Origin of the sequence: Paenibacillus sp. S02 (genome assembly GCF_019454065.1) — a bacterium.
Classification (GTDB): Bacteria; Bacillota; Bacilli; order Paenibacillales; family Paenibacillaceae; genus Paenibacillus; species Paenibacillus polymyxa_B.
This window is the reverse complement of sequence record NZ_CP073682.1, coordinates 2,326,284-2,340,619: the sequence shown is the minus strand read 5'-3', so window position 1 is coordinate 2,340,619 and position 14,336 is coordinate 2,326,284. Positions and strand designations below refer to the sequence as shown.

Here is a 14,336-nt window from a genome sequence, read left to right as displayed (position 1 = left end):
TATGCTATTATACTCCTATTTTGCCAAGAAAGAAAAGGAGAGCGTATAAAGTTTCCTTTTTCGCCCCAATCAGCGTTAAATATCGTCCATAGAAATCGGATCAAACCGTCGTTTTAGCGAACAAGAGAAAGAAAAGCATGATTTCAGCTACGATGAGATGAGGGGGAACGACAATAAATATATTAAGGATAAACAGGACACAGAGTATTCCAGTTAAGAAAATAATGACTCTGAGACGAGGTTTAAGATGACTTAATCGGTACTGATGAAATACCAGCAAAACCGACAAAAAGTAAATAAAAACAGAAGCAAAGGTAAAGCAAAGCACAAAGATATAGTCTGCTTGTCCCAAAAACAAGAGCTGAATCGAAGCAGCTAGCATGCTAAGGGAAAGATAAATAAACAAATGACCATAAATAATAGTCTGTCCTGCTGATTGTTTTGATTTATCTACGCGCTTCTCCATATTCTCAAAATATTGCCACCAGATTGCAATGACTAATACAAAAGCCAAAGCAGCAAATACAACAGAAGAAACCGTAAAATGATCGGATTGTAAAACAGAAAGCATGCTTATCACAGATTCGCCAAGCAGAATTAAGGTGAACTGTGCAAAGCGTTCTAAAAGATGCTCCGTATGGATTGGTGTGATCACCAACTTTTTACGACCAATCAAAGGAACGAGGATATCAACAGCTATACCGGTATATAAAATCAAATATCGAACCCAAGAGTCAAAGAAGAGGGAGAAACTAGAGATGACTATTCCAATCCAAAAATAGGTTCCGAAAAAACGAGCTGTTTCCTGTTTATGAGCCGTTTCTCTAGGTGCCGAAAGTAAATATTGAACGACAGTCAAACCTCTTAACCCAATATAGCCAACAAAAAAAGATACATAATACGCATCAAAATCTATATTAAGGCTGGCGGTCATGATTAACACGAAAAACAATTGCAGGATCATAAAGATTCGATGCGTTATACTGTCTTGACCAAAACGGTTGTTGTAGACAGTTTGTCCCACCCAAGCCCACCATATCGGGATGAAAATCATAATAAACTTTTCCATATGTTCCCACGATATACTACCATGCTCAACATGTAGTAAAACATGAGTGGCCTTAGAGACAGCAGCTACGAACAATAAGTCATAAAAGAGCTCAAGCCAGGTAACTTTTTTTATTAACATTGTGTAATGGAGCCCCCTCTGATATGGCGGTGCAGCATAGTGTACCGTCAGTCTTGCTCCAACGTCTGCCGTATTTATGCTTATTTTAGCACCATGAAATTCTAAGATGCTCCAATTATTTCGTAATCGTTCTCACTTTGTCAAGCTATTCGCAGCCAAAAACAACTCCTAGTAAATAGCTATTTAAGAAGACATTTTGGAAGGCAAATTCGTTTGCAAGTATTCCAGCGCATGTCCTCCCAGCCATCCCTTGACTAGCTCCTCAGGGTAATACTTCAGCAGCAGTTCTGCAAAAACCGGATATTTCCCCGAGTGCTCCAGCCCTTGCACATGGTGCTCGATACCGTCAAAATCAGAGCCAAACATCAAATGCCTTGCGCCGCCTAATGAACAAATATGCTCAATGTGCGGTAGCAGATCCTCAGCGGTTACCGTACCCTGCTCTTTGAGAAACATTGTGACGAAGGTCAAACCAATCCGTCCATTACGGGCGATCAGTGCACGAATCTGTTCATCCCGTAAATTACGAGGATGAGCACATCTCGCAAAAACATTCGAATGCGAAGCGATGGGCGGTAGAGTGGCCTCCTCCAGCACCTCCCAAAAGCCCTGTACGGACAAATGCGATACATCTAGCAGCAGTCCCAGATCATTACAGCGATTGACCAAATCGCGCCCCTTGCTAGTCAGCCCGCCACCTCTATGTTCCATAATGCCGTCAGCTGCCCAGTTCGCATAATTCCATGTCAGCCCAATCAATCGTATTCCCATGGCATAGCACAATTCTGCATAAAACGGTTTCCCTTCCAGCGCATCTACCCCCTCCAGTGAGAGCAAAGCCCAAGGTGCCCATGTATGATCCGTCCCATTACCATCCACATACGTTATCTTTTCCATGCGCTTCTCTTCTCCTGCCTGCTTTACTTGCTCCTCCTGATGCACTGTTGACGTATTTTTACACATTGCCAAGTCTTCCTTCCACAGCAATGGTCTCAACCCACCGGAGATAGAGGTAACATGCTGCCTGAACAGCTCAATTTGACGAACCACATGCTCAAATCTTGGCGTGCCCAATACCTGAGAAATATATATAGCAAACGTTTGCAACCGCACGTTACCTTCTAGCAAACGTTCTTTTGTGACATCAAGCGATGGATGACTGAAATCGATCTGCGCATCGAGCTGCATTTTACATAACACATCGCAATGAAAGTCAACAACTGGCCAATTCACTTTTAGCTTATCATTCATGCACCTTACCTCCATCTATAGATTGAAGCACCACAAATTTATTTTAAAAATCATAGTAACAGACTCACAAAGCAAAAAAGCCCGTTTACAAATCGTAAACAGGCTCAGGCAACTTACATTTATTATCTTGGCTCTACAATCAATTTGATCGCAGTCCGATCTTCTCCATCAATAACAATGTCTGTGAAAGCAGGAATACAAATCAAATCCACTCCGCTTGGTGCGACAAATCCCCGGGCAATGGCTACCGCTTTAATGGCTTGGTTTAGTGCACCCGCTCCAATCGCCTGTAATTCTGCATTTCCGCGTTCACGCAGTACTCCTGCGAGTGCGCCTGCAACTGAATTGGGATTGGATTTTGCTGATACTTTTAATACATCCATAGTAAGTACCTCCCCTGGGAATGATGATGGTTTGATTCCACTATTAGATGTTATTCGAGGGTCAGCAAAAAATTCCTGCTTTTTGGTGACAGTTTTCCTTATTCTTTCCTTAAGTAGCTCACAAAAAGGTTAATCCATCCGCCATTCATCTTCTTTGAGTCTGATTTTCTGAATTTTGCGAGCTTTTCCATCGTTATCATTCAGCTCTACGCTGATGGCATGAAAATGCCATTTGCCCATGTCCACTTGAAAACGTACCGGAAGCTGGGTCTGGAATTTCTGTAACACAGCCTCTTTCTGCATCCCAAGCACTCCCTCATAAGGACCTACCATTCCCGCATCTGTCTGATACGCAGTTCCTTGTGGCAAAATCGTATCGTCATTGCTCTGTACATGTGTGTGCGTACCTACCACGATTGAAGCACGTCCATCCAAATGCCAACCCATAGCGATTTTTTCCGAGGTTGCTTCGGCGTGGAAATCAACTAGGATATGTTTATGTTTTTTGCGCAGCTCATCGACAATTTCATCTGCTGCACGGAATGGATCGTCAATAGCTGGCAAAAAGGTTCTACCTTGCAGATTAACAATAGCCAGCTCCTTACCTCCACCCTTTACAACGGTATAACCCCGGCCCGGTGTTCCTGGTGGAAAGTTAGCCGGGCGGATGATCCGCGGCTCATCATCTATAAAATCAAATATTTCCTTATTGTCCCAAGTATGATTTCCCATCGTAATCCCATGAACGCCCCAATCAAAAAACTCTCTGGCGATGGCTGGGGTAATTCCTCTTCCCGATGCCGCATTTTCTCCGTTCACAATAATAACATGCGGGTTGTATTTTGATTTTAGCGAAGGGAGATTCTCCCTCAGTGCCTTTCTGCCTACACTGCCGACGATGTCTCCAATAAATAATACGTTGATAGAAAGCCCTCCCTAGTCTGCCTTACATAATGAAAAGTGGCCCTACAAGCAGCGGCCACTTTTCATTGAAATACTTTTATTTTGCGTATTCTACCGCACGGGTCTCACGTATGACGGTAACCTTGATATGTCCCGGATAGTCCAGTTCATTCTCAATCGTTTTCGTAATATCGCGGGCCAGTCGGAATGCTTCCGCATCATCAATTTTCTCTGGCTGTACCATGACACGAACTTCGCGTCCGGCTTGAATCGCGTATGATTTTTCAACGCCTTCAAAAGATTCGGAGATGCGTTCCAGCTTCTCAAGACGACGGATGTACGTCTCTAGCGTTTCACGCCGCGCTCCCGGTCTTGCTGCTGACAGGGCATCTGCCGCCCCAACCAGCATGGCGATCACTGAAGTCGCTTCGCAGTCGCCGTGATGTGAAGCAATGCTGTTGATGACGACCGGGTGTTCCTTGTACTTCTTCGCCAGTTCCACGCCAATTTCAACGTGTGATCCTTCCACTTCGTGATCCAGCGCCTTCCCGATGTCATGCAGCAAGCCTGCCCGTCTTGCCAGTACAACGTCCTCGCCCAGTTCCCCGGCCATTAGACCTGTCAAGTATGCAACTTCCATCGAGTGCTTCAATACGTTCTGTCCGTAACTCGTACGGAACTTGAGACGTCCCAAGATCTTGATCAAATCCGGATGTAAGCTATGCACACCCACCTCAAAGGTGGCCTGTTCACCATACTCACGGATTCGTTCGTCCACCTCTTTACGAGATTTTTCCACCATCTCTTCAATACGAGCCGGATGTATCCGTCCGTCCGCTACGAGCTTCTCAAGCGCAGTACGCGCAATCTCTCTACGAATCGGATCAAATCCGGACAATATAACAGCTTCCGGCGTATCATCAATAATGAGGTCAATTCCTGTAAGGGTTTCAAGTGCACGGATATTACGGCCTTCGCGCCCGATAATCCGGCCTTTCATTTCTTCGTTCGGCAATGTAACAACAGAAACCGTCGTTTCTGCTACATGATCTGCCGCACAGCGTTGGATGGCCAGTGTGATGATTTCACGAGACTTTTTGTCCGCTTCTTCTTTGGCCTGCTGTTCAATTTCTTTAATCATCTGAGCTGTTTCATGACGAACTTCCTGCTCTACGTTGGTCAGAATAATACTTCTTGCATCCTCCATCGTCAGATTGGAAATACGCTCCAACTCAGTTACCTGACTCTTGTAAATCAAATCAATTTGCTGCTGGGTTTCATCGATTCGTTTCTCTTTGTTGGCCACTTGTTCTTCTTTGCGTTCCAGTGATTCCAATTTTTTATCCAGCGATTCTTCTTTTTGCAGCAATCTTCGTTCCTGTCGTTGAATTTCATTGCGACGTTCACGAGTTTCTTTTTCAGCTTCGGCACGGATGCGGTGGATTTCATCTTTCGCTTCCAATACCGTTTCCTTCTTCAGCGCTTCTGCCTCTTTTTTCGCGTTCTCCACGATTTGCGCGGCAGCTTCTTCCGCACTGGAGATCTTAGCTTCTGCAATAGATTTGCGAATAAAATAACCAATCCCGAACCCAAAGAATAACGCGGCTACAGCAACGAGAACGAACCAGATCGCAGTCATCATACTGTTCACCTCCCCGTTGGTTCCTCCAAGGCATTCCTTGGGACTTTTTGCAATTGTCACATTTACTTTGATCGTCAAACTAAGATTACGACACAAGGTCGTTTCATTTCATATGCACATGCTTTCACATGTACAATTCCGCCTGGCATAGCGGCATCACTTGTTATTTGGCGATGAGAACTCACCCGTGGATTCCGCTTTTTTGGAAGGAAAAAGGGCGTTCCACGAGTATCGTTTCATATATATTTTATTATTTGACAAATGGCATTGTCAAGGGAATGCAAACATTAGTAGACTAGCGTGTAGCTTTCCATGTAATAACCGGCTCATCCTGTCCGTTCATATTAGCCAAAGGTTCAGCAGCCGTTTGGCAACTATTCCTCCCACTGTAACAATTCCTCGTCATCTGAAGCAGCGTCATGCTCGGCCGCAGTAAGATGATTGACTACCCGGCGTGTCATATCTCCCGAATATCCGCGTCTCATGAGAAAAGGGTAGGTTTTCCTTTTTTTCTCCATTATATCACCACGTACCTGATTCCATTTCTTTCGTCCGACCGTCAAAGCGCTCTCCCACTCCTCATTGTCGGTGATCTCACCTAACGCTTCCCCAATAGAGGCTTTAGAGATGCCCTTCTGACGAAGTTCTTGCCTAACCCACATCTTCCCCTTACGTTGGCTTGTTATGCGCTGCCTTGCCCACTGACGTGCGTACAGATCGTCATCCACAAGTCGTTCCCGCTCCAGACGATTCAGCACTTCATCAATAACAGCTTGTCCCATCTCCTTTTGTGTCAAACGCTGCTCAATCTCCTGACGTGTACGCGGCTTTCGTCCCAAATAACGAAGCGCGTGCACGTATGCCTGTTGCTTTTCGTCCGCCAGAACGATTTCTTCCAGTTCCTTTTTGACGAAAGTCGTTCCTTTGAACATATTGTACTTGATCATTACATCTTCCAGTACGGACAATGAATACGGACCCAAATGAATCGTGTATCTTCCGCGTTTCCTGCCCTGCCCCTGTTCCACCCTAGTAACCATCAATTCCTCATGATCAGGAAAAAGGGAAATGCCTTGCTGCTCATTTTCTTTCGAAGTGTGTTCATCTTCATCTTCCAATTGCAATGTGCTTCCCTCACTTTGATATTCACGAAAGCAAGCTGAGAACGCCCGCCACGCAAAAGTAAAATGTAGCTGACACGCAGGCCATATTCAATGCAAAGATGCCCTGCACAACTGTGCAGGGCATCAGAATCATGCTATTCAAACGGACTGTGTCATAACCCTGGCTCCAGTTCACAAACCAGGATTCACCAAGCTTTATTCAAGCTCCAGCAATTCCTGTTCTTCCTTGGCTTGCTGTGCCAACTCTTCTTCTGTAGGTGGAACAACCGTCGTTACCAAATTACTGGCCACCCGAATTTTTTGTTCAATCGTACTAGCAATGTTCGGATTTTCCTTCAAAAATTGCTTCGCATTTTCACGTCCCTGACCTAGTCGTTCACCTTCATAGGAATACCAGGCTCCGCTCTTATCGACAATGTCATACTCCGTACCAATGTCAATCAAACTGCCTGTCTTGGAGATGCCTTCGCCGTACATAATGTCCACTTCCGCCTGACGGAAAGGAGGTGCGACTTTGTTCTTCACCACTTTAATACGTGTGCGGTTACCTACAACGTCATTACCGTTTTTCAAGCTTTCAATGCGGCGGACATCCAAACGAACTGTAGAGTAAAATTTCAGAGCACGTCCACCTGGTGTCGTTTCAGGGTTACCGAACATAACACCTATTTTTTCACGTAATTGGTTAATAAAGATAGCAATGGTATTCGACTTGTTAATAGCACCAGACAGCTTACGCAATGCCTGTGACATTAAACGAGCTTGAAGACCAACATGGGAATCTCCCATCTCACCTTCAATCTCCGCTTTTGGCACAAGTGCCGCTACAGAGTCAACAACAACAATGTCTACCGCTCCACTACGTACAAGCGCTTCGGCAATCTCAAGTGCTTGCTCTCCTGTATCTGGCTGCGATAGCAACAACTCATCAATATTGACACCCAGCTTGCTGGCATACGACGGATCAAGAGCATGCTCGGCGTCGATAAAAGCGGCTTGTCCGCCTGTTTTTTGCACCTCTGCGATAGCGTGAAGAGCTACTGTTGTTTTACCGGATGATTCTGGTCCATATACTTCAATAATTCGGCCTCTCGGGAAGCCGCCCGTTCCTAACGCAATATCCAAAGCAATCGAACCACTGGGGATCGTTTCCACTTGCATGTGGGTGGACTCACCCAACTTCATAATGGAACCTTTACCAAATTGCTTTTCTATTTGACGGAGCGCCATATCCAGCGCAGCACGACGATCTGACAATAAACTCACATCCTTCATTGTTTGTGCTTTAATAATACCTTGTTTTGACACGCTTGCCAAGCATTTTTTCGAACATACATTCGTTTTTTTATTCATGCAACTCTTCTATAATTACACCTGTCTCTTAAAATAAAAAAAGAACCGCTGGCAAAAGGCTTTGCAACGGTTCTTCCGATAAGATGATTATATCATGAATATCTATCTAAAACAACTCTATGAGCCACACTGTACATAGATAATTAAGAGAGTTTCTCGTTCTCTACCAGTCTGCGCCACAATCTGTACAGAATTGCTTTGACTGATCGCAGTCGGATTGTTTCACGGTTACCACCCAGTCTCAGCTCATGTACTTCCGTTTCTTTGTCGCGCTCAGCAATGCCAATATACACCAGACCAACTGGCTTCCGTTCCGAATACCCGGGCCCAGCTACACCAGTAACTGAAAGTCCAAAATCGCTGTCCATGATCATTCTCGCCTGCTCTGCAAGCACAAGGGCTACTTCCTTACTCACTGCGCCTGGCGCATGATCCCCTTCCAAATAATCATTAGGCACGTTGAGCAATTTCATCTTCATTTCATTGGAATAACACACGATGCCACCTTGAAACATAACAGCACTGCCAGGTATAGAAGTGATGTGTTCCATCAGCATTCCACCTGTACAGCTTTCTGCCGCACTCACAGTGAGTCCGCGTTTGGCCATTAGATCTACGATAACCTTCTCCAGCGTAACATCTTCGCTTGCATACATATATTCCGAAAGACGCTGCTGAATTTCTACTTCTGTAGCCGTCAGCTTAATTAATGCTTCACTTTCGCTAGCCGCCTTGGTGGATATACGGATCGTGACTTCCCCTTCCTTGGCATAAGGAGCAATCGTGGGGTCTGTCTGGGATTGGATCAGATCTAACAAATGGGTTTCAAGAGCTGACTCACCGATCCCTGCAAATTTTAGCATTTTTGAATAAATTGGCATCTCCTCACCACTCAATGCCTGCTGAAGCAACCAAGGTTTCGCCTGGTTTGCAAACATGGGTTTAAGTTCCTTAGGCGGTCCAGGCAAAACTACATAAAATTTACCGTCCTGTGCAATTGCGTCGCCCACAGCTAGCCCTGTCTCATTTTCAAGCGGAGTAGCGCCTTCGATAGAAAGTGCCTGCCGGCGGTTATTCTCGGTCATTTCTACCCCACGGTTACGGAAAAACTGATCTAGCTTGTCCATTGCAAGACGATCAATGTGCAATTTTCGCCCCAATACAGACGCTATCGCATCTTTCGTCAAATCATCCTGAGTCGGTCCCAGACCGCCCGAAAACAAAATAATATCCGCACGCTTCTGAGCAATTCTTATCGCTTCCTGAAGCCGATCTATGTTATCGCCAACTACAGTCTGAAAATATACATCGATTCCGATTGTAGCCAACTCTTGTGACAAATATTGAGCATTTGTATTCACTATTTGTCCGAGCAATAACTCTGTACCTACTGCAATTATTTCAGCTTTCATCAATTCTTCCTCCTGTACTGCGAATATTATGGGAATTATGTAAAGAAACAGCAATAAGTTTAGTCCCTATTGCTGCTTCCATAAAATTTATCCTGTTAAACTTTGGAGGAGCTCAGCAAGTGGATATTTTTCACAAAATAATCAATACCCGAATAAATCGTGATCAACACCGCTGCCCATATCGCTATTAAATCAAACGGGATACCAAGAAAAACAAACGGGAAATTATTAATGAGCAACGCTACAATAGCAACGATCTGGATGATCGTCTTCAATTTGCCCCAATTGCTTGCAGCAACCACAGAACCATCCAGTAAGGCAATCTGACGCAGACCCGTAACCGCAAACTCACGGCTAACAATCACAACGACAATCCATGAATCGATTTTTCCCATTTCTACCAAGGAAACCAAAATGGCGGTTACCAAAAGCTTATCAGCAAGGGGGTCCAACAGCTTGCCCAAATTGGTGACCATATTATTTTTACGTGCCAAATATCCGTCAAGACCATCCGTGCTGGCTGCTACAAGGAAAATGATAGCCGCAATCAGCTGATTATACGGCAGCTTGAAAGCTCCGATCTCAATCGGCGGCGGATAAAAATCAAAGTCCACCAGCAAAGCCAGCATCATCACCGGAATAAGGCAAATCCGCGTTATTGTAATTCTGTTGGGTAAATTCACAACACACTCTCCCCTGATTATCGTACTTGATTACAAATGGCAGTTTTCGGATTAAATTCAATCCTATGTAAATCGCTATCGACGAGCGCTATACACCTGAATTGTCTGCATTTTCGTTACAAGTATAATATGGCGCAAAACGCATGTCAAAATAACCTGCCGCACATCAAGCAACATTTTTTCCTACAAAATGTATGAGGGAAAACGGCTTTATTTCATGTTTGTAAATTGAAGCTCCAATGGCAAATCAGCTTTACGCAGCAATTGAATGATCGCCTGTAAATCATCCCTGTTTTTTCCAGTCACTCGGATTTGATCACCTTGAATCTGACTTTTAACTTTTAGCTTGGAGTCCCGAATAAGAATGTTAATTTTCTTGGCATTATCCTGATCAATTCCCTGCTTAAGCGAAAGACGCTGACGCACTGAACCTAAAGAGGCGGGTTCCAATTTGCCATACTCCACATTTTTAAGGGACAGACCTCGTTTGGCCATTTTAGATTGCAAAATATCAATCACCGCATTCAGCTTGTATTCGTCTTCCGATGCAATCGTAAGAGCTTCTTTCTCAAGCTTGAGGCTACTTTTGCTATCCTTGAAATCAAATCGTGTTTCAATTTCACGCTCCGTCTGATGAACCGCATTCGTTAATTCCTGCATATCCATTTTGGAGACGATATCAAATGAATTTTCTGAAGCCATCGTTTCACTTTCCTTTCCACAACAAAGTTCAATATCTAATTATAGGCTAGTCATTTACAAAAATCCAATAATCCGTTGACTAAAAAGGCGTTCTTGCCAGTTTTCCTGACAAAAACGCCTTTATTTCATTTACGGTCAAAATATCTAATTATGGCTTCGTGTTGGAGTTCGGAACATATCCAAAAGTCCAAGCACAATGTGAGCAAGACCAAAGCCCAGTATGCCATAGCCCCATGCATTCGGTGTCAGATAATAGCCCAGTAAACTGACAATTATACCGAGCCCAGTCACAATCCAGCTGACGGTCATAACGTATACACCTCACTTTGCGGAAAATGAAATGACTGCCTTTCCAGGAATTACAGTCATTAGTATTTCCTCGCACCAAGGCGTTTATTCACCATCAGTAGTTGTAGAATCTGTACCACTTTGTGCTGAATCCGTACTGCTACCTGTCGTAGAATCTGCAGGTGAACCCGTCACTCCTGCGCTCGTTCCGGTCGAAGAAGCTTCTCCTTGCTGGATCAGTACACGAGTAGTCGATTTATTATCGGTTATCGGTTGACCTGCTACGGAAATATCTGTGGCAGAAGACCGTCCTGATTTGATATATAAACCTTCTGGACCAATATCGAAAGACATGGCATCTCCACTTTTAGTCATACCATAACTCAGCTTTTCTCCACGGGAATTTTCTCCCTTGTACACTTCAAGCCAGCTTTCGCCCGTCGCTTTAATATCAACCTTGACCGCGGCTCCCGTTGAACTGGAAACTTTGAAAATCGTCGTCTTGCCTTGCTTGCCGTCCTGTGCCACAGTTACACCTTGTTGTGGCGTAGTCGTACCCGGCTGCTGTCCAGTATCTGGAGTAGTAGCATCCGTACTCCCGGTACCATCTGGCTGAGTTTGGCCAGTTTGACCCGCATCAGGAGTCTGCCCGCCAGCACCATTTGGAGCCGTCGTTTGACCACTGTTCGGCTGTGTCGTAGTGGTATCAGGAGTAGACGTGCTTGGTGCTGTGTTTGGTGTTGTACTTGGTGTTGTACTTGGTGTTGTACTTGGTGTTGTACTTGGTGTTGTACTTGGTGTTGTACTTGGTGTTGTAATCGGCGTTGTGTTTTCTGCTGTTTTTGGAGTTGAATGGTTGTTGCTCACCCAATAAGCATAAATAACCCCAACAATGAGAACTAGAAAAAGCCACATTAACGCTGTAGGCAACCATTTAAGATTACCAATCGTGGCGGGACGGCTGGAGCGTTTCTGTGTAACAGGCTCCATGACTGCTTCCGGCTCAGGTTCAGGCACATTGCTTTGATGCCCTTCCAGAATCTCATCGGGATTCAACCCGACCGTTTCAGCGTATGTTTTAATAAAAGCTCTGACATAAAAGCTTCCCGGCAGCACTTTGTAATCGCCCGTCTCAATGGCTTCCAGATAACGTTTGCGTATCTTCGTCATTTCCTGAACATCGTCAAGGCTCAATCCTTTTTGCAGCCGGGCCTCCTTTAATTGCTGACCCAGTTCTGACATGTCATCATCTCCTTGTGTAATTACGCTTATTTAAAGATCTTCTGTATAACTGGCTGTAAAGGTATCATAAATAATTTCCTCAGCCGGATTATTGCGAAGTTCAATAATGATATTGAAATCGTCAAAGCTGTATCCTGATTCACGTACAAATACATCAGGATGCTCAATCACTTTAGTACTTGGCATACTCATGATTTCCTGAAGCAGGTGATAATGTCTTTCATTTGACCGAATTGTACTCACAATACCATCAATAATAAACACATTGTTTGGGTTCATTTCTTCTTCAGAGAGCTGACTGCGCACCGTCTGTCGTAGTAACGTTGAAGACACAAAAGTCCAACGCTTCATTGCGCATACACTACTGGCAATAATGGATTCCGTTTTGCCCACACGTGGCATCCCGCGAAGACCGATCACCTGATTGCCGTCCCTCTTTAATACTTCACCCAAAAAATCGACCAGCAACCCAAGCTCATCGCGTGTAAAGCGAAATGTTTTACGATCATCCGAATCCCGATCGATGTAACGGCCGTGTCTTACTGCCAATATATCAACCAGTCTCGGAGCACGTAAGGCCGTGACTGTAATGTTGCTCGCTTTTTTTAACGTGTCTCCGAGAATACGTATCTTCTCGTCATCGTCCGTTTCAAGCAACATCCCCCGTCTTTCGCCTTCAACACCGTTGATCGTCAGTATATTAACCCCCAGAATACCAAGCATGGAAGCAATGTCTCCCAGCAGTCCGGGTCGATTTTTATGTATCTTGTACTCCATGTACCACTGTTTCGTTTCTTCCGTCACGTTAGCACCTCATTCACATTCAAACCGTCAACAACTCCAAATCAAAGCATTATTGTATCATAAAATAACATCTTTCGACAAAACCAATTATTGAAATTTGATAGGCTGCATTGTGTTGTAAGCCTCAATCACGTTTATGATATATAAATTACAATGGAATTACAAGAACAGCTCTGTAACCATTACAGAAAAGCCCCCAAAAGGGAGCTTTTCATGTTGGTTCCTACTTATGCGTTGCTCTTGGCCAATTTAACCATTAGCCGGGCGATGGTGTGACGCTCGTCCTCATCGGCAACTCCCCACAGTTCTTTCAGTGCGCGGTTGGAGTGGTTGGCTGGATCGACCTTCTCATCCAGAAAATCACCGATTTCATAAGCAAGCTCTGAAATGGTATCTTGGCTGATTCCCAACTTCTCCGCTTGCTCTACACGCTGACCAAGGAACTTTTTCCAAACATCAAAATTCTGAACAACTGTTGACATACTTAAATCCTCCTTAGATGATTCAGATTTAAAATCAACAGTTGTAATATGCTCTTCTCAGACGCTTACTATACTGGTGGATTCCTCCAAGCGATATTTCCCTTAAGTCACCCATCCTCCGTTAGGACTTATGACCTGACCATTAATATAACCTGACTCAGGAAGCGCAAGAAAATAAACCAGGGACGATATTTCATCAGGTCGAGCCAATCGTCCGGCAGGAATTTCTTCTTCCAAACTGGTAATTTCGCCTTCATCCAAATGATCCAGCATCGACGTATCCACTGCACCTGGAGCTACAGCATTCACTGTCACCCCGGAAGGTGCTACCTCTTGAGCCAGCGCTTTAGTGAAAGCGTTAATGCCTCCCTTGGTGGTGGAATACAACACCTCGCACGAAGCACCACATATCCCCCACACGGATGAAACATTCACAATGCGGCCATAGCGTTGGGAAATCATATGCGGCATAAAAACCTGCGTGCACAGAAAGGTTCCCTTAACATTGACAGCCATCACTTCGTCCCATTCCTCTTCCGAAACATCTGTCAACAGCCCATAATGAGATAGTCCGGCGTTGTTCACAAGAATATCCGGCTTCATCCCGTGATTATCCAGCTTTTCACGCATGCGTTCGATTTGCTCCTTGCTCCGCAGATCCGCTGACACGGTCATTACCTTGCCTGAATAAGCCATGCAACGACGGGCAACTTCATTTGCTTTTTCATGGGACTTCATGTAGTGAATAACCACATTCATCCCTACAGCTGCAAAACGCTCAGCAATAGCCGCACCAATTCCGCCACTTGCTCCTGTAATCAGTACGGTTGTATCGCCAATCGCTTTTAATTCTCCGCCCTCGGTGGTCATCGTTTCCC

At 44.7% G+C, this 14,336-nt stretch carries 15 protein-coding genes; all 15 read right to left on the bottom strand.

All coding sequences use genetic code 11. The features are described 5' to 3' along the window. Positions 1-100 precede the first annotated feature (100 nt). Positions 101-1,189 carry a low temperature requirement protein A gene (locus KAI36_RS10465; RefSeq protein ID WP_220027669.1) on the bottom strand — a complete coding sequence of 363 codons (1,089 nt, stop codon included), beginning with the start codon at positions 1,187-1,189 and terminating at the stop codon, positions 101-103. A 183-nt stretch (positions 1,190-1,372) separates the two neighbouring features. Next, positions 1,373-2,440, bottom strand: a complete 1,068-nt coding sequence (locus KAI36_RS10460) for a dipeptidase (protein WP_220027668.1) — start codon at positions 2,438-2,440, stop codon at positions 1,373-1,375. 122 nt (positions 2,441-2,562) lie between these two features. Then, a complete protein-coding gene (locus KAI36_RS10455) occupies positions 2,563-2,823 on the bottom strand; it encodes a stage V sporulation protein S (RefSeq protein ID WP_007430104.1) in 261 nt (86 codons plus the stop codon). 129 nt (positions 2,824-2,952) lie between these two features. Beyond that, the gene (locus KAI36_RS10450; RefSeq protein WP_013309959.1) at positions 2,953-3,747 is read right to left on the bottom strand and encodes a TIGR00282 family metallophosphoesterase; all 795 of its coding nucleotides are present in this window, start codon (positions 3,745-3,747) and stop codon (positions 2,953-2,955) included. Positions 3,748-3,823: 76 nt separating this feature from the next. Then, positions 3,824-5,368 carry a ribonuclease Y gene (gene rny / locus KAI36_RS10445; RefSeq protein ID WP_013309958.1) on the bottom strand — a complete coding sequence of 515 codons (1,545 nt, stop codon included), beginning with the start codon at positions 5,366-5,368 and terminating at the stop codon, positions 3,824-3,826. A 374-nt stretch (positions 5,369-5,742) separates the two neighbouring features. Next, positions 5,743-6,492, bottom strand: coding sequence for a regulatory protein RecX (locus KAI36_RS10440; protein ID WP_220027667.1), 750 nt, complete (start codon positions 6,490-6,492; stop codon positions 5,743-5,745). 195 nt (positions 6,493-6,687) lie between these two features. Beyond that, positions 6,688-7,749 (bottom strand): recombinase RecA, encoded by a 1,062-nt coding sequence (recA, locus tag KAI36_RS10435; protein WP_220028091.1) that lies wholly within the window; start codon positions 7,747-7,749, stop codon positions 6,688-6,690. A 239-nt stretch (positions 7,750-7,988) separates the two neighbouring features. Further along, positions 7,989-9,257, bottom strand: coding sequence for a competence/damage-inducible protein A (locus KAI36_RS10430; RefSeq protein WP_220027666.1), 1,269 nt, complete (start codon positions 9,255-9,257; stop codon positions 7,989-7,991). 95 nt (positions 9,258-9,352) lie between these two features. Beyond that, complete coding sequence (gene pgsA, locus KAI36_RS10425) at positions 9,353-9,940, bottom strand: CDP-diacylglycerol--glycerol-3-phosphate 3-phosphatidyltransferase (protein WP_013309954.1); 588 nt, start codon at positions 9,938-9,940, stop codon at positions 9,353-9,355. 210 nt (positions 9,941-10,150) lie between these two features. Next, positions 10,151-10,642, bottom strand: coding sequence for a YajQ family cyclic di-GMP-binding protein (locus KAI36_RS10420; protein WP_013309953.1), 492 nt, complete (start codon positions 10,640-10,642; stop codon positions 10,151-10,153). A gap of 144 nt (positions 10,643-10,786) precedes the next feature. Then, a complete protein-coding gene (locus tag KAI36_RS10415; RefSeq protein WP_023988236.1) occupies positions 10,787-10,951 on the bottom strand; it encodes a hypothetical protein in 165 nt (54 codons plus the stop codon). An 84-nt stretch (positions 10,952-11,035) separates the two neighbouring features. Beyond that, complete coding sequence (locus tag KAI36_RS10410) at positions 11,036-12,172, bottom strand: RodZ domain-containing protein (protein WP_220027665.1); 1,137 nt, start codon at positions 12,170-12,172, stop codon at positions 11,036-11,038. A gap of 30 nt (positions 12,173-12,202) precedes the next feature. Then, a complete protein-coding gene (locus KAI36_RS10405; RefSeq protein WP_013370747.1) occupies positions 12,203-12,976 on the bottom strand; it encodes a DUF3388 domain-containing protein in 774 nt (257 codons plus the stop codon). A gap of 227 nt (positions 12,977-13,203) precedes the next feature. After that, positions 13,204-13,458, bottom strand: a complete 255-nt coding sequence (locus KAI36_RS10400) for a DUF3243 domain-containing protein (RefSeq protein ID WP_013309950.1) — start codon at positions 13,456-13,458, stop codon at positions 13,204-13,206. A gap of 102 nt (positions 13,459-13,560) precedes the next feature. Further along, positions 13,561-14,328, bottom strand: coding sequence for an elongation factor P 5-aminopentanone reductase (gene ymfI / locus KAI36_RS10395; RefSeq protein ID WP_023988234.1), 768 nt, complete (start codon positions 14,326-14,328; stop codon positions 13,561-13,563). Between the last annotated feature and the right edge of the window lie 8 nt (positions 14,329-14,336).